The 22,948-nt window shown below is 63.8% G+C and carries 23 protein-coding genes; 18 read left to right on the forward strand and 5 right to left on the reverse strand.

Annotation, left to right across the window (positions count from 1 at the left end; all coding sequences use genetic code 11):
• Positions 1 to 281 precede the first annotated feature (281 nt).
• From WMO64_RS07950 to WMO64_RS08015, 14 genes are all read left to right on the forward strand, one after another.
• On the forward strand, positions 282 to 545 hold the full coding sequence (locus WMO64_RS07950; protein WP_294520074.1) for an HPr family phosphocarrier protein: 264 nt from the start codon (positions 282 to 284) through the stop codon (positions 543 to 545).
• Between the two features lie 325 nt (positions 546 to 870).
• Positions 871 to 2,724, forward strand: a complete 1,854-nt coding sequence (gene uvrC / locus WMO64_RS07955) for an excinuclease ABC subunit UvrC (protein ID WP_349231637.1) — start codon at positions 871 to 873, stop codon at positions 2,722 to 2,724.
• Between the two features lie 6 nt (positions 2,725 to 2,730).
• On the forward strand, positions 2,731 to 3,276 hold the full coding sequence (gene rsmD / locus WMO64_RS07960; RefSeq protein ID WP_294520080.1) for a 16S rRNA (guanine(966)-N(2))-methyltransferase RsmD: 546 nt from the start codon (positions 2,731 to 2,733) through the stop codon (positions 3,274 to 3,276).
• 28 nt (positions 3,277 to 3,304) lie between these two features.
• Complete coding sequence (gene coaD, locus WMO64_RS07965; protein ID WP_294520084.1) at positions 3,305 to 3,802, forward strand: pantetheine-phosphate adenylyltransferase; 498 nt, start codon at positions 3,305 to 3,307, stop codon at positions 3,800 to 3,802.
• Positions 3,803 to 4,315: a hypothetical protein gene (locus WMO64_RS07970; RefSeq protein WP_294520087.1), complete on the forward strand. Its 513-nt coding sequence runs from the start codon at positions 3,803 to 3,805 to the stop codon at positions 4,313 to 4,315.
• Between the two features lie 164 nt (positions 4,316 to 4,479).
• Positions 4,480 to 5,157: an orotate phosphoribosyltransferase gene (gene pyrE / locus WMO64_RS07975; protein ID WP_349231680.1), complete on the forward strand. Its 678-nt coding sequence runs from the start codon at positions 4,480 to 4,482 to the stop codon at positions 5,155 to 5,157.
• A 225-nt stretch (positions 5,158 to 5,382) separates the two neighbouring features.
• Entirely contained in the window at positions 5,383 to 6,063 is a 681-nt protein-coding gene (locus WMO64_RS07980; RefSeq protein ID WP_294520093.1) for a JAB domain-containing protein, read from the forward strand.
• Between the two features lie 55 nt (positions 6,064 to 6,118).
• Positions 6,119 to 8,089 carry an excinuclease ABC subunit UvrB gene (uvrB, locus tag WMO64_RS07985; protein ID WP_349231638.1) on the forward strand — a complete coding sequence of 657 codons (1,971 nt, stop codon included), beginning with the start codon at positions 6,119 to 6,121 and terminating at the stop codon, positions 8,087 to 8,089.
• A 44-nt stretch (positions 8,090 to 8,133) separates the two neighbouring features.
• Positions 8,134 to 9,081, forward strand: coding sequence for a M28 family peptidase (locus tag WMO64_RS07990; RefSeq protein ID WP_349231639.1), 948 nt, complete (start codon positions 8,134 to 8,136; stop codon positions 9,079 to 9,081).
• On the forward strand, positions 9,078 to 9,287 hold the full coding sequence (locus WMO64_RS07995; RefSeq protein ID WP_349231640.1) for a hypothetical protein: 210 nt from the start codon (positions 9,078 to 9,080) through the stop codon (positions 9,285 to 9,287). Before WMO64_RS07990 ends, WMO64_RS07995 begins: the two co-directional genes overlap by 4 nt.
• 53 nt (positions 9,288 to 9,340) lie before the next feature.
• A complete protein-coding gene (gene uvrA / locus WMO64_RS08000; RefSeq protein ID WP_349231641.1) occupies positions 9,341 to 12,163 on the forward strand; it encodes an excinuclease ABC subunit UvrA in 2,823 nt (940 codons plus the stop codon).
• Between the two features lie 76 nt (positions 12,164 to 12,239).
• A complete protein-coding gene (locus tag WMO64_RS08005; protein ID WP_294520109.1) occupies positions 12,240 to 12,389 on the forward strand; it encodes a hypothetical protein in 150 nt (49 codons plus the stop codon).
• Between the two features lie 21 nt (positions 12,390 to 12,410).
• The gene (locus WMO64_RS08010; protein WP_294520112.1) at positions 12,411 to 12,992 is read left to right on the forward strand and encodes a histidine phosphatase family protein; all 582 of its coding nucleotides are present in this window, start codon (positions 12,411 to 12,413) and stop codon (positions 12,990 to 12,992) included.
• A gap of 15 nt (positions 12,993 to 13,007) precedes the next feature.
• Entirely contained in the window at positions 13,008 to 13,355 is a 348-nt protein-coding gene (locus WMO64_RS08015) for a glutamine amidotransferase-related protein (protein ID WP_294520115.1), read from the forward strand.
• A 50-nt stretch (positions 13,356 to 13,405) separates the two neighbouring features.
• On the opposite strand, the gene WMO64_RS08020 is transcribed toward WMO64_RS08015, so the two are convergent.
• The 4 genes from WMO64_RS08020 to WMO64_RS08035 all read right to left on the reverse strand — a co-directional run bounded on the left by WMO64_RS08020 (position 13,406) and on the right by WMO64_RS08035 (position 16,573).
• Entirely contained in the window at positions 13,406 to 13,588 is a 183-nt protein-coding gene (locus WMO64_RS08020) for a FeoB-associated Cys-rich membrane protein (protein ID WP_349231642.1), read from the reverse strand.
• A gap of 67 nt (positions 13,589 to 13,655) precedes the next feature.
• A complete protein-coding gene (gene feoB, locus WMO64_RS08025; protein ID WP_349231643.1) occupies positions 13,656 to 16,037 on the reverse strand; it encodes a ferrous iron transport protein B in 2,382 nt (793 codons plus the stop codon).
• An 88-nt stretch (positions 16,038 to 16,125) separates the two neighbouring features.
• Entirely contained in the window at positions 16,126 to 16,347 is a 222-nt protein-coding gene (locus WMO64_RS08030) for a FeoA family protein (RefSeq protein WP_349231644.1), read from the reverse strand.
• Positions 16,348 to 16,360: 13 nt separating this feature from the next.
• Complete coding sequence (locus WMO64_RS08035; RefSeq protein ID WP_294520154.1) at positions 16,361 to 16,573, reverse strand: FeoA family protein; 213 nt, start codon at positions 16,571 to 16,573, stop codon at positions 16,361 to 16,363.
• 509 nt (positions 16,574 to 17,082) lie between these two features.
• On the opposite strand from WMO64_RS08035, the gene glnA reads away from it, so the two are divergent.
• The 4 genes from glnA (at position 17,083) to WMO64_RS08055 (ending at position 21,410) form a co-directional block, all read left to right on the forward strand.
• Positions 17,083 to 18,420 (forward strand): type I glutamate--ammonia ligase, encoded by a 1,338-nt coding sequence (gene glnA, locus WMO64_RS08040; RefSeq protein ID WP_349231645.1) that lies wholly within the window; start codon positions 17,083 to 17,085, stop codon positions 18,418 to 18,420.
• A gap of 218 nt (positions 18,421 to 18,638) precedes the next feature.
• On the forward strand, positions 18,639 to 19,181 hold the full coding sequence (locus tag WMO64_RS08045) for an ANTAR domain-containing response regulator (RefSeq protein WP_349231646.1): 543 nt from the start codon (positions 18,639 to 18,641) through the stop codon (positions 19,179 to 19,181).
• Between the two features lie 86 nt (positions 19,182 to 19,267).
• Complete coding sequence (gene dapF, locus WMO64_RS08050; protein WP_349231647.1) at positions 19,268 to 20,071, forward strand: diaminopimelate epimerase; 804 nt, start codon at positions 19,268 to 19,270, stop codon at positions 20,069 to 20,071.
• Positions 20,072 to 20,192: 121 nt separating this feature from the next.
• Positions 20,193 to 21,410 carry an LL-diaminopimelate aminotransferase gene (locus tag WMO64_RS08055; protein WP_349231648.1) on the forward strand — a complete coding sequence of 406 codons (1,218 nt, stop codon included), beginning with the start codon at positions 20,193 to 20,195 and terminating at the stop codon, positions 21,408 to 21,410.
• Between the two features lie 98 nt (positions 21,411 to 21,508).
• Here WMO64_RS08055 and WMO64_RS08060 read toward each other — a convergent pair whose 3' ends face one another.
• The gene (locus WMO64_RS08060) at positions 21,509 to 22,891 is read right to left on the reverse strand and encodes a TrpB-like pyridoxal phosphate-dependent enzyme (protein ID WP_349231650.1); all 1,383 of its coding nucleotides are present in this window, start codon (positions 22,889 to 22,891) and stop codon (positions 21,509 to 21,511) included.
• Positions 22,892 to 22,948 lie beyond the last annotated feature (57 nt).

The following is a 22,948-nucleotide window of genomic DNA, read 5'->3' on the forward strand; positions in this document are numbered from 1 at the left end:
GCGGCGGGCGCGCCCGGATGGATGGATAAAAAACCATGTCTGCTCCAAAGGGCGTTTTTACCCCGGAGGGCGGAATGGCGGCGTCAGAACCGGAATTGTCCGCTGCTGGAGGACATTGTCCGCGCAAGAACGCATAAAAACAGTCAAAAGTCTTCTTCCGTCAATTGAGAGAGAATACCACCCGTATTTTGTGTAAAATGTCATTGACGATTTGGCACAAATTTGATATTCTATACAGGAAAGTATGCGACTTCATAAACGCATCTTAGGGGGAAACGCTTATGTATATGAAAGAGGCAGTCGTAAACAATCAGGTCGGCCTGCACGCCAGACCCGCCACATTCTTCATTCAGAAGGCCAATGAGTTCAAGAGCTCCATCTGGGTCGAGAAGGATGAGCGCCGGGTGAACGCCAAGAGCCTGCTGGGTGTACTTTCCCTCGGCGTCGTGAAGGGAACCTCCATCAACCTCATCGCCGACGGCCCCGATGAGAAAGAGGCGGTCGAAGCTCTGGTGGAGCTGATCGCGTCCAACTTCTCCGAGTAACACCGTTCCGACAAAAAGCGCCGCATACTGCGGCGCTTTTTTTATCCTCGAAAGGCGGAGAAGAACAGGCGGACGGGGAGAACGGGCATCATAAGGTATGCCATTCTGAAGAGCGGAAAGAAAAGGCCCGTGCCCTGTCTCCAAAGCACAGGCGCATTTGGGGACCCGGAAAGAATTGAGATCTGCGCGGGGCGAGTGAATCGCCCCGGCATCAAGGTTTTGCTCCGCAAAACGCTTGGACGGCGCAGCGCGCCGGGGCGCTGAGGCGCCCAGCGGCAGGGCATGAAGGAAGTCCGGCGAACAGGGAGGGCAGGAAAAATAACGTATGACATTTGAAGAGCTGAAAGAAAAAGCCCATGCCCTGCCGCTGAAGCCGGGCGTGTATATCATGCAGGACAAGCGCAACGTGGTCATCTACGTAGGCAAGGCCAAGGCCCTGAAGAACCGGGTGAGCCAGTATTTTGCCGACCTGGCCTCCCACACGGAGAAGACCCGGGCCATGGTCAGCCAGATCGACCACTTTGACGTGATCGTGGCGGACAGTGAATTCGAGGCCCTGGTGCTGGAGAGCTCCCTCATCAAGCGCCACCAGCCCCACTACAATATCCTGCTGAAGGACGACAAGGGCTACCCCTATATCCGCCTCACCGTCAACGAGGACTACCCCCGGTTCTCCCTGGCCAACAAGGCGGCGGACGACGGGGCCCGCTACTTCGGGCCCTACGGCAGCCGGGGCAGCACCCAGGGCATCATTGACGCCCTCCGGGCCGCCCTGAAGCTGCCCTCCTGCAACCGGAAGTTCCCCCGGGACATCGGCAAGGAGCGGCCCTGCCTGAACTACCACATGGGCCTGTGCGACGGCTACTGCCGCTTCGGCATGCCCCAGGAGCGGTACCGGGACGCCATCGACCAGGCCATCCGGCTGCTGGAAGGGCAGTTCAAGGAAGTAGGGGAGGAGATCCAGGCCGAGATGGAGCGGGCCGCCGAGGAGCTCAGGTTTGAGAAGGCCGCCGAGCTGCGGGACCGGTACAGGGCCATTGAGCTGCTGGGCAAGCGGCAGAAGGTGATGGCGGGCAGCCTGGCGGACACCGACGTGGTGGGCTTCCACCGGGGCACGGCCAAGAGCTGCTTTGTGGTGCTCCACTACGTGGACGGCGAGCTGGCGGCCAAGGACTGGGACCTGATGGAGACCCCCATGGAGGAGGAGATCGCCGACGTGGTGTCCGCCCTGGTGCGGCAGTACTACGGGGAGCGGAATCAGCTGCCCAGGCAGATCCTGCTGCCCTGCGAGATCGACGACGAGGTGCCTCTGGCCCGGCTGCTGTCTGAGAACGCGGGCCGCCGGGTGAACCTGGTCACCCCCCAGCGGGGCGCCAAGATGGACCTGATCCGCCTGGCCAACAAGAACGCGGAGGAGGAGGTGGCCCGCTGGACCACCAAGGAGGAGCGGACCTCCAAGCTGCTGGAGCTGCTGGCCAAGATGCTCAGGCTGGACAAGCCCCCCATGCGCATGGAGAGCTACGACATCTCCAACCAGGGGGCGGACGACATCGTGGCCTCCATGGTGGTCTACCAGAACGCCCGGCCCCTGAAGCGGGATTACCGCCGCTTCAAGCTCAAGGACATGGACGCCCCCGACGACTACGCCTCCATGGAGCAGGTGCTCACCCGCCGCTTCAGGCGCTATCTGGACGGGGACGAGAAGTTCAAAGATTTGCCCGACCTGCTCCTCATCGACGGCGGCGAGAACCACGCCAAGGTGGCGGTAAAGGTGCTGGAGGAGCTGGGGCTGTCCATCCCGGTGTTCGGCATGGTGAAGGACGACCGGCACCGCACCCGTGCCCTGGTCACGCCGGACGGACATGAGATCGGCATCCAGGCCAACCAGGCGGTGTTCTCCCTCATCGGCCAGATCCAGGAGGAGACCCACCGCTTTGCCATCGAGTTCCACCGCCAGCAGCAGAACCAGCGGGTGAAGGGCTCGGTGCTGGACAAGATCCCCGGCGTGGGGGAAAAACGCCGGGCAGACCTGCTCAAACACTTCAAAAGTGTCAAGAATATCAAGGCCGCCACCCTGGAAGAGCTGGAGGCGGCAGTGCCCAAGAACACGGCCAAGGCCGTCTACGACTACTTCCGGGGGGCTCAGGAGGAGCCCCGGCCGGAGGACCGGAAAGGATGAAATACAATGCGCGTCATCACAGGAACGGCCCGGGGCCGGCGGCTCAAGGAGCTGCCCGGCATGGAGACCCGGCCCACCACCGACAAGGTGAAGGAGTCCATTTTCAATATCGTGCAGTTTGACGTGGAGGGCCGCAGGGTGCTGGACCTCTTCGGCGGCACCGGACAGCTGGGCATCGAGGCCCTGTCCCGCGGGGCGGAGCGGTGCACCTTTGTGGACCTGCGGAAGGAGGCCGCCGCCGTCATCCGGGAGAACGTGAAGACCTGCGGCTTTGAGGCCCAGGCCCGGGTGATCCAGGGGGACAGCATGGCCTTCCTCACCAGCTGCCGGGAGAAGTTCGACCTGGTCTTTCTGGACCCGCCCTACGCCTCCGGCCTGCTGGACAAGGCCCTGGAGGCCATCTCCAAGATTGACATCATGTCAGAGAATGGTATAATAGTCTGCGAAAGTGCGGCGGAACAGGTCCTGCCTGCCCTCTCCGCCCCCTATGAGAAGGGGCGGGAGTACCGTTACGGCAAGATCAAGGTGACGCTGTACCGGCGGACCGTGTGACCCTTCCCCGCGGCAAGGAGAGATTCCAGTGAAAATAGCGGTATATCCCGGCAGCTTTGACCCCATTACACTGGGCCACCTGAACGTGATCAAGCGTGCGGCGGTCTGTTTTGATAAACTCATCGTCTGCGTGATGGTGAATTCCGAGAAGGAAAACAAGGGCCTGTTTACCCCTGCGGAGCGGGTGGAGCTCATCCACAAGGTTGTGGACCGCCTGCCCAATGTGGAAGTGGACAGCTCCACCGGCCTGCTGGCGGAGTACGCCAAGCGTGTGGGCGCCTGCGTGGTGGTCAAGGGCCTGCGGGCCGTGTCCGACTACGAGAAGGAGGTCCAGATGGCCCTCATCAACCGCAAGCTCAACCCCCGGCTGGACACCATGTTCCTGCCCTCCAGCGCCAAGTACACCTACCTGAGCTCCAGCGTGGTGAAGGAGATGGCCTACTATGGGGCGGACCTGTCCGACTTTGTCCCCCGGGAGATCATTGACGATGTGAACGAAAAGATGAAAAGCAGGAGGAACGGATAAATGGCGACTGGCGTGGAAGAACTGCTGGACATGCTCTATGAGCTGATCGACGAGGCGAAGAGCGTGCCTCTGTCCAGTGAGAAGTGTATCATCGAGCGGGACAAGGCCCTTGACCTGCTGGATGACATCAAGGCCCAGTTCCCCATGGAGCTGAACGAGGCCAAAAAGCTCATCGCGGCCCGCACCGACTATATCGCCTCCGCCAAGCGCGAGGCAGACCTGATCCGCAAGCAGGCGGAGGACCAGGCCCGGCAGATGCTCTCCGAGGAGGAGATCATGGCCCGTGCCAAGCAGAAGTCCAGCGAGATCCTGCGGCAGACCGAGGACCGTGCCAGAGAGCTGCGCAAGTCGGCCAACGACTACTGCGAGGACGCCCTGCGCCGTACGGAAGAGGCCATCGGCGAGGCCTACGAGGAGCTGAAGGCCAGCCGGAACAAGTTCCGGGCCGCCAGCGCCGCCGCCTCCGGCGCGCCCCAGCGCCCCGCCTTCGACGTGGCCGTGGAGAACGAGTAAACCCGAATTTCAGCGAAAAAACGCACTCCAATCGTTAGGCAGCACGGATACTGCGTAATGATTGGGGTGCCTTTGGTATGGAGACATTTTTCAGCCGGTTCATACTTGTGAACACGGCGCCGGAGTGGTATAATATTCCGACTGATTTCAGGAAGGGCGGATCTATCATGACGTATAAAGAAGAATTCATTACCTTTATGGTGCGCTCCGGCGTGCTGACCTTCGGCGACTTCACCACCAAGTCCGGGCGCAAGACTCCCTACTTCATCAACACCGGCAACTACAAGACCGGCGCCCAGGCCTCCAAGCTGGGCGACTACTACGCCGCCTGCATCCAGGAGAACCTGCCCGACGGCGTGGACTGCCTCTTCGGCCCCGCCTACAAGGGCATCCCTCTGGCGGTGGCGGCGGCCTCCAGCCTGTACCGCAACTACGGCCGGGACCTGCCCTACTGCTTCAACCGCAAGGAGGCCAAGGACCACGGCGAGGGCGGCTCCATGGTGGGTTACAAGCCCCAGGCCGGGGACAAGGTGGTCATCGTGGAGGACGTGGTCACCGCCGGCACCGCCGTCCGGGAGACCATCGAGCTGTTCAAGCACGTGGCCGACGTGAACCTGACCGCCCTGGTGGTGTCCGTGGACCGCATGGAGCGGGGCACCGGCGACAAGACCACCCTGGACGAGCTGCGGGATGAGCACGGCATCCGGGTGTTCCCCATCGTCACCGTCCGCGAGGTCATCTCCTTCCTCCACAACAACCCGGTGGACGGCAAGGTGTATATCGACGACGACATGAAGGCCCGTATGGAGGCCTACCTGGCCGAGTACGGCGCTCGGGCCTGAGCATCCCTTTCCCCCGCGGAGCGCATGGGGGGTATCCGGGGGGAACTGGTTCCCCCCGGAAAATGCGGCGCGACAGCGCGTTGGTTTTCCCGCAGGAAAACCCGCATTTTGGATGGAGGCTACCTGGCCGAGTACGGCGCCCGAGCCTGAGGACAGGCGCAGACCTCCGCGGGCAATTTCCCGCGGAGGTTTTTGCGCTTCTGATGACAGAGAGGAGGGAAGGACATGGCGGACCACACGGGACACAGGGACCGGCTGCGCAAGGAATTCATGGCCCGGCCGGAGTCCTTCCCCGACCACAAGGTGCTGGAGCTGCTGCTGTTCTACGTGCTGCCCCGGCAGGACACCAACCCCCTGGCCCACGACCTGCTGGACCGGTTCGGCTCCCTCCAGGGCGTGCTGGACGCCACGCCAGAGGCCCTCTCCCAGGTGAAGGGCGTGGGGGAACGGGCGGCGGTGCTCTTCCGGGCCGTCAAGGAGTTGGGCAGGCGGTACGGCGCGTCCCGCGCCAGCCTGGAGGACATTGTGGACTCCACCCGGGCCGCCCGTGAGGTGTTCGCGCCATTGTTCTACGGCGCCCGCAACGAGATGGTCTACCTCCTGTGCATGGACGGCAAGGGCAAGTGCCTGGGCTGCCCCAAGGTGGGGGAGGGGAACGTGAACGCCGCCGAAATCAACGCCCGTGTCATTGTGGAGGCCGCTCTCAACCACAACGCTTCCCGGGTCATGCTGGCTCACAACCATGTGTCCGGCCTGGCCCTGCCCTCCGACGAGGACAAGCAGACCACCCTCTACCTGAGAGAACTGCTCCGCCAGGTGGGGGTTATCCTGGTGGACCACCTGATTTTTGTGGACGACGATATGGTGTCCATGCGGGACAGCGGCTTTCTGATGGAAATACTATAATTAGTGGTTGCAATAGAACATACGTTTTGATAGAATGGATGTACGAGGTGATGGTATGCCCAAATTTGAGGTAGTCAGCGAATACAAGCCCGCGGGCGATCAGCCCCAGGCCATTGAGGCCCTGGCCAACGGCGTGGAGATGGGGCTCCAGGAGCAGACCCTGCTGGGCGTCACCGGCTCCGGCAAGACCTTTACCATGGCCAAGACCATCGAGAAGCTCCAGCGGCCCACCCTGGTGCTGGCCCACAACAAGACCCTGGCCGCCCAGCTGTGCGCCGAGTTCAAGGAGTTCTTCCCCAACAACGCGGTGGAGTATTTCGTCTCCTACTATGACTACTACCAGCCCGAGGCCTATATTCCCCACACTGACACCTTCATCGAGAAGGACGCCGCCACCAACGACGAGATCGACCGCCTGCGGCTGTCCGCCACCTGCGCCCTGCTGGAGCGGCGGGACGTGATCGTGGTGTCCTCGGTGTCCTGCATCTACGGCCTGGGCGAGCCGGAGGACTTTGCCAAGATGATGGTGTCTCTCCGGGTGGGCATGGAGATGAAGCGGGACGTGCTCCTCAAGCGGCTGGTGGAGATTCGCTACGAGCGCAACGACATCGCCTTTGAGCGGAACATGTTCCGGGTCCGGGGGGACACGGTGGAGATCTACCCCGCCTACTGGAAGGACTCCGCCATCCGGGTGGAGTTCTTCGGGGACGAGATCGACCGCATCAGCGAGGTCAACGCCGTCACCGGCACCCCCATCCGCATTCTCAACCACGTGCCCATCTGGCCCGCCACCCACTACGTCACCCCCAAGGAGAAGATGGACGCGGCCATCGGCGAGATCTACAAGGAGCTGGAGGAGCGGGTGGCCTTCTTCGAGCGGGAGAACAAGCTGGTGGAGGCCCAGCGGCTCAAGCAGCGGGTCATGTACGACATTGAGATGATGCAGGAGCTGGGCTACTGCTCCGGCATCGAGAATTACTCCCGGGTCATCGAGGGCCGCCCCGCCGGCACGCCCCCTCACACCCTGCTGGACTATTTCCCCAAGGACTTCCTCATGTTCATCGACGAGAGCCACGTGACCCTGCCCCAGGTGCGGGCCATGTACAACGGCGACCACGCCCGCAAGACCACCCTGGTGGACTACGGCTTCCGCCTGCCCTGCGCCTACGACAACCGGCCGTTGAAGTTCGACGAGTTCGAGCAGCGGATCAACCAGGTCATCTACGTCTCCGCCACCCCCGGCGAGTACGAGCGCACCCGGTCGGGCCAGGTGGTGGAGCAGGTCATCCGGCCCACCGGCCTGCTGGACCCCCGCATCGAGGTCCGCCCGGTGGAGGGGCAGATCGACGACCTCATCGGCGAGATCAACGCCCGCACCGAGCGGAAGGAGCGGGTGCTGGTCACCACCCTCACCAAGCGGATGGCCGAGGACCTGACCGCCTACCTGAAAAACGCGGGCATCAAGGTCCGCTATATGCACCACGACATCGACACCATCGAGCGGCAGGAGATCATCCGGGATCTGCGTCTGGGCGTGTTCGACGTGCTGGTGGGCATCAACCTGCTGCGCGAGGGCCTGGACCTGCCCGAGGTGAGCCTGGTGGCCATTCTGGACGCGGACAAGGAGGGCTTCCTCCGCAGCGAGACCTCCCTCATCCAGACCATCGGCCGGGCGGCCCGAAACGCCGATGGCCTGGTCATCATGTACGCCGACAAGATCACCCCCTCCATGCGGGCCGCCATCGACGAGACCGAGCGCCGCCGGGAGAAGCAGGACGCCTTCAACAAGGCCCACGGCATTGTGCCCAAGACGGTGGTCAAGTCGGTGCGCAACCTGATCGAGCTGTCCGGCGAGGTGGAGGAGACCAAGAAGTTTGACTTCAGCCAGAAGCAGATGACCAAGCAGCAGCGCCTGGAGGCCATTGCCAAGCTGGAGAAGGAGATGAAGGAGGCCTCCAAGATGCTGGAATTCGAATATGCGGCCATTCTGAGAGATAAAATCATCAAGCTGCGGGGCGAGGGCTGACCCTGCGGGAACAAGATGGGTTTAAGAGAAAGCGAGGCCGATTCATGACCGAGCAATCCCAAGAGATACTGGAGAATTTTCAGGTCCGCAAGTCCACCGGACAGAAGCGGGCCTTCCGGGCCTGGCTGCGCGGGGAGCTGGAGGGGGCGGGCTGGGCCGTCACCGAGGAGAGCGGACGTTTCTCGGGCACCAACGTCATTGCCGGGGACCCGGAGAAGGCGGAGGTGCTCTTCACCGCCCACTACGACACCCAGGCCGTGCTGCCCATCCCCAACTTTCTCACCCCACGGAATATGGGGATCTACCTCATCTACCAGCTGCTGCTGGTGGTGGGGCTGCTGGCGGCGCTGACCGCGGTCACAGTTTGCGCCGTGGCCATCAGAGCGGCCGCTGACCTGCCCCTCTGGGCCGGAACACTGCCCGGCTGGCTGCTGTGTGTGTTCTGCGTCTGGTGGGTGTTTTTCGGCCGGGCCAACCGACACACCGCCAACGACAACACCTCCGGCGTCGTCACCCTGCTGGAGGCCGCCCTCACCCTGCCGCCGGAGCTGCGGGAGAAAGCATGCTTGGTGTTCTTCGACAACGAGGAGCGGGGCATGCTGGGCTCCGCCGCCTTTGCCGGGCGGCACAGGCAGGTGAAAAAAGAGACGCTGGTGCTCAACTTCGACTGCGTGTCCGACGGCAGCTCCATCCAGTTCTATCCCACCGCCGCCCTGAAGAAGGACGAGGCCGCTCTGGCCCGGATCGAGAGGGCATTTCTTCCCCAGAATGGAAAGACGGTGGAGGTGGTGCGGGGCTTCGGCTTCTACCCCTCGGACAACGCCTCCTTCCGCCGGGCGGCGGGGGTGTGCGCCCTGAAGAGGGGGAAGCGGCTGGGCTGGTACCTGGACCGCATCCACACCGGCCGTGACACGGTCTTTCAGGAGGAGAACATCGCCCTCCTGACCGGCGGCATCCGCCGCATACTGGCAGAGGAGGAGCCTGCGCCATGAATTTCTTCGGAGAGGACCTGGGGGCAACCCTGGGCGTCCTGCTGGCCATCTACTGGCCCCTGCTGGCGGGACTGGCCGCCCTGGCCCTGCTGGCCGTGGCCACCAACAAAAAGCCGCCCAAGGCGGTGCGCGTCCTCTGCGGCATAGTGGGAGTTGTCATCCTGCTGGCCGATGTTGTACTTGCGCTCCGGATGCTGCTGGGATAGGCACAGCCGGATAACAATCGAGAACAGAGCAATTCAAAGGAGAACCAACGATTATGCTGGACCATATTTACGTCAAAGGCGCCCGGGAGAACAACCTGAAAAACATCGACGTGGAGATCCCCCGGGACAAGCTGGTGGTGCTCACCGGTCTGTCCGGCTCGGGCAAATCCTCCCTGGCCTTTGACACCATCTACGCCGAGGGACAGCGCCGCTATGTGGAGTCCCTCAGCTCCTACGCCCGGATGTTCCTGGGCCAGATGGAGAAGCCGGACGTGGACTATATCGACGGCCTGAGCCCCGCCATCTCCATCGACCAGAAGACCACCTCCAAGAACCCCCGCTCCACCGTGGGCACGGTGACCGAGATCTACGACTATCTCCGTCTGCTCTGGGCCCGGGTGGGCACCCCCCACTGCCCCAAGTGCGGCAAGGAGATCAAGCAGCAGACCATCGACCAGATCATCGACCAGGTCCTCACCCTGCCCGAGGCCACCCGCATCCAGGTGCTGGCCCCCGTCATCCGGGGCAAGAAGGGCGAGCACCAGAAGGTCTTTGAGGACGCCCGCAAGTCGGGCTATGTCCGCGTCCGGGCGGACGGGTCCATCTACGACCTGACCGAGGAGATCAAGCTGGACAAGAACAAGAAGCACAACATCGAGGTGGTGGTGGACCGGCTGGTCATCAAGCCGGACATCACCCAGCGGCTCACCGACTCGGTGGAGATCGCCTCCAACCTGGCGGGGGGCATCGTGGTCATCAACATCGTGGGGGAGGACCGGGACATCCTCTTCTCCCAGAACTACGCCTGTGAGGACTGCGGCATCTCCATCGAGGAGCTGACCCCCCGCATGTTCTCCTTCAACAACCCCTTCGGCGCCTGCCCCACCTGCACCGGCCTGGGCGCCCAGCTGAAGGTGGACCCGGACATCGTCATCCCCAACAAGGACCTGTCCATCCTGGACGGGGCCATCACCGCCTCGGGCTGGAACAACATCAAGGGGGACTCCATCTCCCGGATGTACTTCGACGCCCTGGCCAAGCAGTACAAATTCAAGCTGACCACCCCGGTGAAGGACCTGCCCGCCGAGGTGATGGACATCATTCTCTACGGCACCAAGGGGGAGAAGCTGAAGCTGACCTACGACCGGGAGCGGGGCCAGGGCACCCTGTACCAGCCCTTTGAGGGCATCTGCAACAACCTGGAGCGCCGCTACCGGGAGACCCAGTCGGACGCGGTGCGCCGGGAGCTGGAGGAGTGCATGAGCGAGCGGCCCTGCCCCGACTGCGGCGGCCGGCGGCTGCGCAAGGAGTCCCTGGCGGTGACGGTGGGGGGCATCAACATCGATGAGTTCTGCCGCAAGTCGGTGACCGACGCCCTGGACTTCATCGACCACCTGACCCTCACCGACCAGCAGATGCTCATTGCCGAGCGCATCCTCAAGGAGATCAAGAGCCGCCTGGGCTTCCTCCAGAGCGTGGGCCTCCAGTACCTGACCCTGAGCCGGTCGGCGGCCACCCTGTCCGGCGGCGAGAGCCAGCGTATCCGGCTGGCCACCCAGATCGGCTCCTCCCTCATGGGGGTGCTCTATATTCTGGACGAGCCCTCCATCGGCCTCCACCAGCGGGACAACGACATGCTGCTTGCCACCATGAAGCACCTGCGTGACCTGGGCAACACCCTGCTGGTGGTGGAGCACGACGAGGACACCATGCGGGCCGCCGACTATATCGTGGACATCGGTCCCGGCGCAGGGGTCCACGGCGGATACGTGGTGGCCGCGGGCACCGCCGAGGAGGTCATGAACACCCCCGGCTCCATCACCGGTGACTACCTGTCCGGGCGGAAGAAGATCCCCGTGCCCACCCAGCGCCGGAAGGGCAACGGCAAGGTGCTCACCATCAAGGGTGCGGCGGAGAACAACCTGCGGGACATCGACGTGTCCATCCCCCTGGGCACCTTCACCTGCGTCACCGGCGTGTCCGGCTCGGGCAAGTCCAGCCTGGTCAACGAGATTCTATACAAGAAGCTGGCCGCCGACCTGAACCGTGCCAAGCTGCGGCCGGGCAAGAACAGGGGCATTGAGGGGGAGCAGTACCTGGACAAGGTCATCGACATCGACCAGTCCCCCATCGGCCGCTCTCCCCGGTCCAACCCGGCCACCTACACCGGGCTGTTCAACGACATCCGGGACCTGTTCGCCTCCACCCAGGACGCCAAGGCCAGGGGCTACGGCCCGGGCCGGTTCTCCTTCAACGTGCGGGGCGGCCGCTGCGAGGCCTGCCAGGGCGACGGCCTCATCAAGATCGAGATGCACTTCCTGCCCGATATCTACGTGCCCTGCGAGGTGTGCAAGGGCAAGCGGTACAACCGGGAGACCCTGGAGGTGCGCTACAAGGGCAAGAACATCTATGAGGTGCTGGACATGACCGTGGAGGAGGCCCTGCCCTTCTTCGAGAACCTGCCCCGCATCTACAACAAGCTCCAGACCCTGTACGAGGTGGGCCTGAGCTATATCAAGCTGGGCCAGCCCTCCACCACCCTGTCCGGCGGCGAGGCCCAGCGGGTGAAGCTGGCCACCGAGCTGTCCAAGCGGAGCACCGGCCAGACCATCTATATTCTGGACGAGCCCACCACCGGCCTCCACACCGCCGACGTGCACAAGCTCATCGAGGTGCTCCAGAAGCTGGTGGAGGTGGGCAACACGGTGGTGGTCATTGAGCACAACCTGGACGTCATCAAGACCGCCGACTATATCATCGACCTGGGCCCCGAGGGCGGCGACGGCGGCGGCAATATCGTGGTGACCGGCACGCCGGAGGAAGTGGCGGCCTGCGAAGGGTCCTACACGGGGCAGTACCTGAAGCGTATGCTGTAATGCCGCGCCGTCGCCGCCACAACAAGCGTTTTGGCCTGCGGCCAAAATCTTGATGCCGGGCGGATTCATTCCGCCCGTGCAGATAAAAGGAGACAGGGCTCCCGCCCGGCGGAAGCCGGGTGGGAACGGCGACGGCGGCGGAAATATTGTAGTGACCGGTACGCCCGAGGAAGTGGCGGCCTGCGAGGGGTCCTACACGGGGCAGTACCTGAAGCGGATGCTGTAAAGAGAGAATGGAGATTTGCCCATGAGAATTATATTGGCCCGCCACGGCGAGACCGGCTGGAATGCGGTCGGGCGCGTCCAGGGCGCCAGCGATACGGAACTGAATGAAAAGGGAAGAAGCCAGGCGGAGGAGCTGGGCCGCCGTCTGGCCGAGAGCGGGGAGAAGATCGACATCTGCTACGCCAGCCCCAAGCGCCGGGCCTTTGAGACGGCGGAGATCGTCTGCCGCCATCTGGGGCTCACCCCCATCCCGGTGGACGACCTGAGGGAGGTGAGCTTCGGGGAATGGGAGGGCTACACCTGGCCGGAGATCGAGGAAAAGTGGCCGGAGGAATACGAGGCCTATCAGGAGGACCGGATGAAGGTGGCGCCGCCCGGCGGGGAGTCCCTGGGGGACGCCCTGCGGCGGATTCTCCCCGTGCTGGACGCCATTGCCGCCGGGCCGGGGGAGACCGCTCTGGCGGTGTGCCACAGCGCGGTGATCCGGGCGGTGCTGGGCTGGCGTGCCGGCGTGCCCTTTGACAACAAGGCCCTCTACCGCTTCAACGTGCCCAACGCACAGTGGGTGGCGGTGGACTGGGACCGGACGGCGCAGAACAGATAAAAGGAGGTCGTGCCCATGGCGCGAGATATGATCGCAGTGCTGAATCTGGGCAGCCGGGAGAACGAGCGGCTGCTGGCGGAGATCCGGTCTCTGGGGGTGGACAGCGCCCTCTACCCCCACAGCATCACCGCCGGGGAGCTGGACCAGCTGCCCAACCTGAAGGGCATCATTGTCAACGGCGGCCCCGACCACATGGTGGACGGCGCGGAGATGGAGGTGGCCCAGGAGGTGTACAACTACCAGCTGCCCGTGCTGCTGGCCGACCACATGGGGGACAGCCCCTGGCCGGAGGACGAGGCGGAGCGGATGAACGCCCTGCGGGCCTTTGTGCTGGGCATCTGCGGGGCAAATCCAGAGGAATAACATAGAAAACCGGCGCTCCAGTCTGGAGCGCCGGTTTTTTCACAGGCCGGTTATTTGGAGGCGGTCTGTCCGGTGCGGCATGTGCCGGAGGAGGCGCAGCCGCTGCAGCCGCACCCACAGCTGCCGCAGGAACTGGAGCAGCTGTGCTTGCCCTGGCGGCGGTTGTGGATGCCTCTGGCGATGATGGCCACGCAGACCGCCGCGATGATGAGACCGATGATGATATCTGCCATAGTGAACAGCTCCTTTCGGGGAGTGGCCGGGGCGGATGGCTCAGCCGTCCGCCCCAGTGATATGTAGTTACTTGGCTGCCGCGCTGACAGCACGGGCGCCCAGAGGACGGTCCTCATACTTGTTTCTGCGCAGGAGCAGGTAGATGAGTCCGGCCAGAAGGACCAGAGCCACCACGGTGCCCACGCCGAAGGACACAGCGCCGGTCAGCAGGCCGCCCAGCTGGTAGACCATGAGGGCCGCCACATAGGCGAAGCCGCACATGTAGCCGATGGCGCCCAGGGTCCACTTCCAGTTGTTCATCTCCCGCTTGATGGCGCCCATGGCGGCGAAGCAGGGGGCGCACAGCAGGTTGAAGATCATGAAGGAGTAGGCGGCAATCGGCGTGAAGGCGGCGGCCATATCCATGGTGAGGTTGCCCGGGAACAGGACGCCGAAGGTGGAGACCACCTCCTCCTTGGCGATGAGGCCGGTGACCGTGGCCACGGTGGCCTGCCAGGTGCCGAAGCCCAGGGGCGCGAAGATAAAGGCGACGGTGTGGCCCACGGCGGCCAGCAGGGAGTCGTTGTTGTCCTCCACCATCTGGAACACGCCGTCCACAAAACCGAAGCCCTGGAGGAACCAGAGGATGATGGAGGAGAGGAGGATGACGGTGCCGGCCCGCTTGATGAAGGACCAGCCCCGCTCCCAGGTCGCCCGCAGCACGTTGACGGCGGCGGGGGCGTGATAGGCGGGCAGCTCCATGACAAAGGGGGCGGGGTCGCCGGCGAAAATCCTGGTCTTTTTCAGGATAATGCCGGAGATAATCACCGCCGCTACGCCGATGAAGTAGGCGGAGGCGGCCACCCAGGCCGAGCCGCCGAACAGCGCTCCGGCGAACAGGGCGATGATGGGCATTTTGGCGCCGCAGGGGATGAAGCCGGTGGTCATAATGGTCATTCTCCGGTCCCGCTCCTGCTCAATGGTGCGGGAGGCCATAATGCCGGGGACGCCGCAGCCGGTGGCCACCAGCATGGGGATAAAGCTCTTGCCGGACAGGCCGAAGCGGCGGAAGATCCGGTCCATGATAAAGGCGACGCGGGCCATATATCCCACATCCTCCAGGATGGACAGCAGCAGGAAGAGGACCAGCATCTGAGGCACAAAGCCCAGCACCGCGCCCACGCCGCCGATGATGCCGTCCAGAATCAGGGACTGGAGCACCTCGTTGCAGCCGATGGCGGTCAGGCCGTTTTCCGCCAGGACGGGCAGGCCGGGCACCCAGGTGCCGTAGTCGCTGGGGTCGGGCTCGGCCACGGTGAGGGCGGCCTGATAGGTCTCCTCATTGACCGCAAGGGTGGTGGTCTCGCCGGACTCGTCGTCGTAGAGGTAGGCAGCGGACTCGCCCGCGTCGTGGGCCGCGATGATGGCGGAGGCCTCCTCCCAGGCGCCGGAAGCCTCGTCCCAGGCATCCGTATCGGCGGTGAAGGGGACAAACCAGCCGTCGCCGAACAGGCCGTCATTGGCCCAGTCAGTGAGGTGGGTTCCGATGGAGACGGTCCAGCCGCCCATGGAGATGGCGTATACCAGCAGCATGACGGCCACAAAGATGGGCAGGGCGGCGATGCGGTTGGTCACCACCCGGTCGATCTTGTCGGAGACGGTCAGGCTGTGGGCGGCCTTCTTCTTTTTCACCGCCTTATCCACCACGGAGCTGATGTAGGAGTAGCGCTGGTTGGTGATGATGCTCTCGGCGTCGTCATCCAGCTCGTGCTCACAGTCGGCGATATGCAGCTCCAGGTGCTTTTTCAGCTCGGGGGACAGGCCCAGCTGCTCCAGCACCTTGCCGTCCCGCTCAAAGATCTTGATGGCGTACCAGCGGAGATACCGGTCGTCCACTCTGCCCTGGATGGACTCCTCAATGTGGGCGATGGCGTGCTCCACGCTGCCGGTGAACACATGGGGCAGCTCGCCGGTCTTGTGGGTTTTGGCCAGCTCCAGGGCCTTTTCCGCGGCGGCCATGCCGCCCTCGCCCTTCAGGGCGCTCATCTCCACCACCTGGCAGCCCAGGGCGCCGGCCAGGCGGTCCAGGTCGATCTTATCCCCGTTCTTGCGGACCAGGTCGATCATGTTCACCGCCACCACCACCGGGATGCCAAGCTCGATGAGCTGGGTGGTGAGGTACAGGTTGCGCTCAATGTTGGTGCCGTCCACAATGTTGAGAATGGCGTCGGGCTTCTCATTGACCAGATAGTCCCGGGCCACCACCTCCTCCAGCGTGTAGGGGGAGAGGGAATAGATGCCGGGCAGGTCCTGAATGACCACGTCCTTGTGGCCCTTCAGCCTGCCCTCCTTCTTCTCCACGGTGACGCCGGGCCAGTTGCCCACATACTGACTGGAGCCGGTCAGGGCGTTGAACAGCGTGGTTTTGCCGCAGTTCGGGTTGCCCGCCAGCGCGATTTTGTACTCCATCTTGCTACTCCCTTTCCATTAGCATTTGCTAACTATACTGCCAAAGAACAGGCGGCTTCTGCCGCCGGCGCTGAGAAAGACACACGCATCACTGAATCTCGATCATCTCCGCGTCCGCCTTGCGCACGCTCAGCTCATAGCCCCGCACGTTCAGCTCCATGGGGTCTCCCAGGGGGGCCACCTTCCGCACATGGATGGCCACCCCCTTGGTGATGCCCATGTCCATGATGCGGCGCTTGACCGCGCCCTCGCCGTGGAGTCTGGCGACCGTGACCGTGTCGCCCACCTTTGCGTCCCTGAGTGTTCTCATATCCCTGCTCCTCTCAAATCATGATTCGGTTGGCCATGGTCCTGTCCAACGCGATCCGGCTGTCCTTGACCTGAAGGATCAGGTTGCCGGCGATCTCGCTGACCACCGTGACCGTACCGTCCACCACAAATCCCAGCTCCGCCAGATGCAGGCGGACCTCGTCCTTCCCGGTGATTTTCCGGATGGTGACCGTCTCACCGGTCTTTGCCATTGTAAGCGGCATCATAAATACGCCTCCCGGCTGAAAGATTTCCCTGATGCGGTAATTAGCTTGCGCTAACTAATTCGATGGCATGAGTTTACAACGGCTAACTGGATTTGTCAAGGGGGTACGGGGAAAAATTCCGGGAGAGGGAGCGGAGCCCGGGAGGCGGCCTTTCCTAGTCAACAAGAACGGAAATTTCAGACATTTGGCGGAAAAAGCAGATGATTTTGCCGATTGCCAACTTGCTTCGTGTGTGGTAGTATGTCAAAGGAGAATTTGCGGGGCGACGGAGTCCCACTTTCTTCCGGTGCAGAACAGTATATTGACAGGATTCGGCCGCAGGGTCTGCCCGGATATCCGCCCGACGGGGCGAAAACGAGTCAGAATCATGGACAGTCGGCGCCGAAGTGCTGATCCGCATATCATTGGCTGAGAACGAAGGCGTTCCGACCCCTCAGGGGACCGGAGCGCCTTTTTTCGATTGGACGTATAGGAAAACGATTTTTTGAGGATGAAAGGGGACGCGCACCATGACCCACCTTCACACGAAGGAAGACATCATTCGCATTGTCAGGGAGGAGGACATCGAGTTCATCCGCCTCCAGTTCACGGACATCTTCGGCCAGCTGAAGAACGTGGCCATCACCGCCTCGCAGATTGAGAAGGCCGTCAACAACCAGTGCATGTTCGACGGCTCCTCCATCGACGGCTTCGTCCGCATCGACGAGTCCGACCAGTACCTGTATCCCGACCTGCGGACCTTCCGCGTGTTCCCCTGGCGGCCCGGCCACGGCAAGGTGGCCCGGCTGATCTGCGACGTGTACAACACCGACGGCACCCCCTTTGTGGGCGACCCCCGGGACGTGCTGAAGCGGGCCATCCAGAAGGCCCGGGACATGGGCTTTGACACCTTCAACGTGGGCCCTGAGGCGGAGTTCTTCCTGTTCCAGACCGACGACGAGGGCAAGCCCACCACCAAGACCAACGACGAGGCGGGCTACTTTGACCTGGGCCCCCTGGACCACGGCGAGTCCACCCGCCGGGAGATCTGCATGGCCCTGGAGCAGATGGACTTTGAGATCGAGGCCAGCCACCACGAGTGCGCCCAGGGCCAGCACGAGATCGACTTCAAGTACGCCGAGGCCCTCCACGCCGCCGACAACATCATGACCTTCAAGCTGGCGGTCAAGACCCTGGCCCAGAAGAACGGCCTCCACGCCACCTTCATGCCCAAGCCCATCTTCGGCGTGGCCGGTTCCGGCATGCACACCAACATGTCCCTGTTCCGGGACGGCAAGAACGTGTTCTACGATCCCAACGACGAGCGGGGCCTGTCCCGTGAGGCGTACAGCTTCATCGCCGGCCTGCTGCGCCACGTCCCCGGCATGGCTGCCATCACCAACCCCCTGGTCAACTCCTACAAGCGGCTGGTGCCCGGCTATGAGGCCCCCTGCTATCTGGCCTGGTCGGCATCCAACCGCTCCGCCCTCATCCGCATCCCCGCTTCCCGCGGCCAGGCCACCCGGGTGGAGCTGCGCTCCCCCGACCCGTCCTGCAATCCCTACCTGGCCTTTGCCGTGTGCCTGACCGCCGGTCTGGACGGCATCGAGAAGGGCCTGGTGCCCCCGGCGGAGATCACCCAGAACATCTACGCCATGGACCCGGCCACCCGGGAGGCCCACGGCATCGCCAGCCTGCCCGGCTCTCTGGAGGAGGCCATCCGCCTGATGGAGGGCGACCGGCTGGTGCTGGATACCCTGGGCGAGCACGTGGCCAACAACTACATCGAGGGCAAGAAAAAAGAGTGGGATGAGTACCGCACCCGTGTGTCCTCCTGGGAGCGGGAAAAGTATATCATCAACTATTGATCCACCTCCTCGAAGGGCATGGGGGCCTTGCGGGGAACCGGTTTCCCCCAGGAGTACCGCACCCGTGCCTCCTCCCGGGAGAGAGAAGCATATCATGAACCATTGAGCAAAACAGAATCACAGCTCCGGCACTGCCGGCAAAACCGGGGGGACGGGGCGTTACAAGACGCGCCGTCCCCCCGGCGCATACTCCCCCATGAGAAGGAGCGGAGCCGAACATGGAAAAGATAATCGTATCCTTTGCAAAGGAAGAGAGCGGCCGGCGCATCCGGGAGATCCTGGAGAGCTCGGGCACCGCCTCCTGCGTGGTCTGCCGCAGCGCCGCCGAGGTGAAGCGGGTGGTGAGCAAGCAACACATCTCCGCCGTGGTCTGCGGCTACAAATTCCATGACGAGTCCGCCGAGCAGATGTTTGAGGACCTCCCCCCGTTCTGCGCCATGCTGATGGTGGCCAACCAGGGCATGCTGGACCTGTGTGAGAGCGACGACATCTTCAAGCTGGCCTCTCCGGTGTCCCGCGGGGATCTGATTGCTTCGGTGCGGCTGCTGCTCCAGGTGGGCCACCGGCTGGAGAAGATGACCCGGCCCCACCGCAGCGAGGAGGAGAAGGCGGTGGTGGAGCAGGCCAAGGCGGCCCTGATGGCCAGCCGGGGCTTTACCGAGGAGGAGGCCCACCGCTACCTGCAGAAGCGGAGCATGGACAGCGGTTCCCGCCTGCTGGAGACCGCCCGGCGGGTTCTCAGCGAGGACTGCGGCGCATAGGGATAAGGGGTACGGCCCCGCTCCGGGGGGACCGCCCCCGCAGGGTGTCCCGCCGGAAATCCGGCGGGGCGGCGGGGGAGAGAGCCATGCGCTTTACCAAAATGCAGGGTCTGGGCAATGATTACGTGTATCTCAACTGTACCGGCGGAGTGCCGGACAATCTGCCTGAGCTGGCGGTCCGGCTGTCCGACCGGCACTTCGGCGTGGGCGCGGACGGGCTGATCTGCATCTGCCCGTCGGAGCGGGCGGACTTCGGCATGCGGATCTTCAATGCCGACGGCTCGGAAGGGGCCATGTGCGGCAACGGCATCCGCTGTCTGGGCAAGTATGTGTACGACAAGGGACTGACCCGAAAGACCTCCCTCCTGACGGTGGAGACCGCCTCGGGGGTGCGCTACCTGGAGCTGTTTCTCCGGGACGGAAAAGTACAGTCGGTGCTGGTGGACATGGGGCGGCCGGAGCTGTCGCCGCCGGTGAAGCTGATGGCGGCGGGGAGAACATGGCAGGCGGTCCCCGTGTCGGTGGGCAACCCCCACGCGGTGGTGTTCTGCGGCGGGGTGGACGCCCTGGACCTGGCCAGGATCGGGCCTGCGCTGGAGTACCACCCCGCCTTCCCGGACCGGGTGAACGTGGAGTTCGTCCAGCCGGACGACCGGGGAGGCCTGAAGGCGCGGGTGTGGGAGCGGGGGAGCGGCGAGACCCTGGCCTGCGGCACCGGCGCCTGCGCCGCCCTGACCGCCGCCGCCCAGGCCGGACTGGTGTCCTGCCACACCACGGTCCGCCTGCCCGGCGGAGAGCTGGAAGTCCGCTGGGCGGAGGAGAACGGCCACCTCTACATGACCGGCCCGGCGGTGACCGTCTTTGAAGGAGAAATTTCCCAGGAACAGTAAAATTACCGTTGTGTCCGGGGGAAAAAAGGGATATAATAGTGCCTGCTAAGCTGATGTAATGCGTTACAGCAGAAAATTTCCGCCCGGAGACCCCGGGGCGGAGCAGATACGGAGGATGCATATGACCACCATTAACCGCAACTACCTGAAGCTGCCCGGCAGCTACCTGTTTTCCGAGATCGCCCGCCGCGTGTCGGTGTACGCCGACGCCAACCCGGACAAGAAGCTGATCCGCCTGGGCATCGGCGACGTGACCCGCCCCCTGGTGCCCGCCGTCACTGCCGCCATGCACGCCGCTGTGGACGAGATGGCCACGGTGGAGGGCTTCCACGGCTACGGCCCTGAGCAGGGCTACGACTTCCTCCGGGAGGCCATTGCCGTCCACGACTACCACGCCCGGGGCGTGGAGATCGACCCCTCTGAGATCTTCGTCTCTGACGGCGCCAAGAGCGACTGCGGCAACATCGGCGACATCTTCGGCACCGACAATGTGGTGGCCGTGTGCGACCCGGTGTACCCCGTGTATGTGGACACCAACGCCATGGCCGGCCGGGCCGGGGACTTCAGCGAGGAGAGCGGCAAGTGGAGCCGCCTGGTCTACATGCCCTGCGTGGCGGAGAACGGGTTCTCTCCCGCCATCCCCGCGGAGAAGGCCGACCTGGTCTACCTCTGCTTCCCCAACAACCCCACCGGCGCCGTGGCCACCCGCGCCCAGCTCCAGGCCTGGGTGGACTGGGCCAACGCCAACGGCAGCGTGATCCTCTTCGACTCCGCCTACGAGGCCTTCATCTCCGACCCGGAGATCCCCCACAGCATCTTTGAGATCCCCGGCGCCAAGACCTGCGCCATCGAGTTCCGCTCCTTCTCCAAGACCGCCGGCTTCACCGGCACCCGCTGCGCCTACACCGTGGTGCCCAAGGCCCTGGAGCGGGACGGCGCCAGCCTGAACGCCCTGTGGAACCGCCGCCAGTGCACCAAGTTCAACGGCGTGCCCTATGTGGTCCAGCGGGGCGCGGCGGCCATCTACACCCCCGAGGGCCACGCCCAGGTCATGGAGAACATCGACTTCTACAAGCGCAACGCCAAGGTGATCTTCGACGGCCTGAAGGCCGCGGGCCTGACCGTGTCCGGCGGCGAGAACTCCCCCTACGTCTGGGCCAAGACCCCCGACGGCATGGGCTCCTGGGAGTTCTTCGACAAGCTGCTCCACCAGGCCAACGTGGTCACCACCCCCGGCGCCGGCTTCGGCCCCAGCGGCGAGGGCTACATCCGCCTCACCGCCTTCGGCGGCGCGGACGCCACCGTGGAGGCCGTGGAGCGCATCCGCAAGGTGCTCTGATTCAGAAAACGGAAGAGGGGACGGCGCAGAGGTCGCGCCGTCCCCTCTTTGCAGAATAAGCCCCCGGACCGCTCTGCGGCCCGGGGGCTTGCCTGTGTTCAGATGTTCTTGTTCTGGGGGATGTCGGGCAGGGAGTCGAAGCCCTTCTGGAGGTCGGCGTCGGTGGGCACGTAGTCGGTCATCTTGCCGCTGAGGTAGTTCTCATAGGCGGTCATGTCGAAGAAGCCGGTGCCGGTCAGGCCGAAGAGGATGCTCTTCTCCTCGCCGGTCTCCTTGCATTTGAGCGCCTCATCCATGGCGCCCTTGATGGCGTGGGCCGACTCGGGGGCGGGGAGGATGGTCTCGTGCTTGGCGAAGAACACCGCCGCCTCAAAGACCTGGGTCTGCTGATAGCTCACCGCCTCCATGTACCCGTCGTGGTAGAGCTTGGACAGGATGGGGCTCATGCCGTGGTAGCGCAGGCCGCCGGCGTGGTTGGGGGCGGGGATGAAGCCGCTGCCCAGGGTGTACATCCGGGCCAGGGGCGTGACCTTGCCGGTGTCGCAGAAGTCGTAGGCGTACTTGCCCCGGGTGAAGGAGGGACAGGAGGCGGGCTCCACCGCCACGATGCGGGGGTTCTTTACGCCCCGGATTTTGTCGGCCATGAAGGGGGCGATGAGGCCGCCCAGGTTGGAGCCGCCGCCGGCACAGCCCACCACGATGTCGGGATACTCGCCCAGCTGCTCCAGGGCCAGCTTGCTCTCCAGGCCGATGATGGACTGGTGGAGGAGCACCTGGTTGAGCACGCTGCCCAGAACATACCGCTTGTCGCCGCCGGTGACGGCGGCCTCCACCGCCTCGGAGATGGCGCAGCCCAGGGAGCCGGTGGTGCCTGGGTTCTCAGCCAGAATCTTCCGGCCCACCTCGGTGGTCATGGAGGGGGAGGGCACCACCGAGGCGCCGAACACGTTCATCATGGCCTTGCGGAAGGGCTTCTGCTCGTAGGAGCACTTGACCATATACACGTCGCAGGACAGGTTGAAGTAGGCGCAGGCCACGCTGAGGGCGGTGCCCCACTGGCCGGCTCCGGTCTCAGTGGTGACGCCGGACAGGCCCTGCTGCTTGGCGTAGTAGGCCTGGGGCACGGCGGAGTTGAGCTTGTGGGAGCCGGAGGTGTTGTTGCCCTCGTACTTGTAGTAGATCCTGGCGGGGGTGCCCAGGGCCTTCTCCAGGTCGTAGGCCCGGATGATGGGGGAGGGGCGGTACATCTTGTAGATGTCCAGCACCGGCTCGGGGATGTCGATGAACTCGTGGGTGCAGTCCAGCTCCTGCTGGGCCAGCTCGGCGCAGAAGATGGGGGCCAGGTCGGCCTCGGTCACCGGCTGGAGGGTGCCGGAGTGGAGCATGGGGTCGGGCTGGTCCTTCATGACAGAGCGCAGATTGAACCATTTCTGAGGCATCTGGTCTTCGGTGAGGTACAGCTTGTGGGGGATCTTAGTCATGGTAATCGCTCCTTCTCAGTGTTTTTTGCTGGGGCTGTTCTGGAAGAAGGCAACAAA

The sequence above is a fragment of the Pseudoflavonifractor intestinihominis genome, assembly GCF_040096055.1.
Lineage (GTDB): Bacteria > Bacillota > Clostridia > Oscillospirales > Oscillospiraceae > Pseudoflavonifractor > Pseudoflavonifractor intestinihominis.

Excerpts from the sequence above, each read along its gene's own strand:
- WMO64_RS07950 (WP_294520074.1), top strand. The coding sequence starts at position 282 with ATGTATATGAAAGAGGCAGTCGTAAACAATCAGGTCGGCCTGCACGCC.
- uvrC (WP_349231637.1), top strand. The coding sequence starts at position 871 with ATGACATTTGAAGAGCTGAAAGAAAAAGCCCATGCCCTGCCGCTGAAG.
- rsmD (WP_294520080.1), top strand. The coding sequence starts at position 2,731 with ATGCGCGTCATCACAGGAACGGCCCGGGGCCGGCGGCTCAAGGAGCTG.
- WMO64_RS07970 (WP_294520087.1), top strand. The coding sequence starts at position 3,803 with ATGGCGACTGGCGTGGAAGAACTGCTGGACATGCTCTATGAGCTGATC.
- WMO64_RS07980 (WP_294520093.1), top strand. The coding sequence starts at position 5,383 with ATGGCGGACCACACGGGACACAGGGACCGGCTGCGCAAGGAATTCATG.
- uvrB (WP_349231638.1), top strand. The coding sequence starts at position 6,119 with ATGCCCAAATTTGAGGTAGTCAGCGAATACAAGCCCGCGGGCGATCAG.
- WMO64_RS07990 (WP_349231639.1), top strand. The coding sequence starts at position 8,134 with ATGACCGAGCAATCCCAAGAGATACTGGAGAATTTTCAGGTCCGCAAG.
- WMO64_RS07995 (WP_349231640.1), top strand. The coding sequence starts at position 9,078 with ATGAATTTCTTCGGAGAGGACCTGGGGGCAACCCTGGGCGTCCTGCTG.
- uvrA (WP_349231641.1), top strand. The coding sequence starts at position 9,341 with ATGCTGGACCATATTTACGTCAAAGGCGCCCGGGAGAACAACCTGAAA.
- WMO64_RS08010 (WP_294520112.1), top strand. The coding sequence starts at position 12,411 with ATGAGAATTATATTGGCCCGCCACGGCGAGACCGGCTGGAATGCGGTC.
- WMO64_RS08015 (WP_294520115.1), top strand. The coding sequence starts at position 13,008 with ATGGCGCGAGATATGATCGCAGTGCTGAATCTGGGCAGCCGGGAGAAC.
- WMO64_RS08020 (WP_349231642.1), bottom strand. The coding sequence starts at position 13,588 with ATGGCAGATATCATCATCGGTCTCATCATCGCGGCGGTCTGCGTGGCC.
- feoB (WP_349231643.1), bottom strand. The coding sequence starts at position 16,037 with ATGGAGTACAAAATCGCGCTGGCGGGCAACCCGAACTGCGGCAAAACC.
- WMO64_RS08030 (WP_349231644.1), bottom strand. The coding sequence starts at position 16,347 with ATGAGAACACTCAGGGACGCAAAGGTGGGCGACACGGTCACGGTCGCC.
- WMO64_RS08035 (WP_294520154.1), bottom strand. The coding sequence starts at position 16,573 with ATGATGCCGCTTACAATGGCAAAGACCGGTGAGACGGTCACCATCCGG.
- glnA (WP_349231645.1), top strand. The coding sequence starts at position 17,083 with ATGACCCACCTTCACACGAAGGAAGACATCATTCGCATTGTCAGGGAG.
- WMO64_RS08045 (WP_349231646.1), top strand. The coding sequence starts at position 18,639 with ATGGAAAAGATAATCGTATCCTTTGCAAAGGAAGAGAGCGGCCGGCGC.
- dapF (WP_349231647.1), top strand. The coding sequence starts at position 19,268 with ATGCGCTTTACCAAAATGCAGGGTCTGGGCAATGATTACGTGTATCTC.
- WMO64_RS08055 (WP_349231648.1), top strand. The coding sequence starts at position 20,193 with ATGACCACCATTAACCGCAACTACCTGAAGCTGCCCGGCAGCTACCTG.
- WMO64_RS08060 (WP_349231650.1), bottom strand. The coding sequence starts at position 22,891 with ATGACTAAGATCCCCCACAAGCTGTACCTCACCGAAGACCAGATGCCT.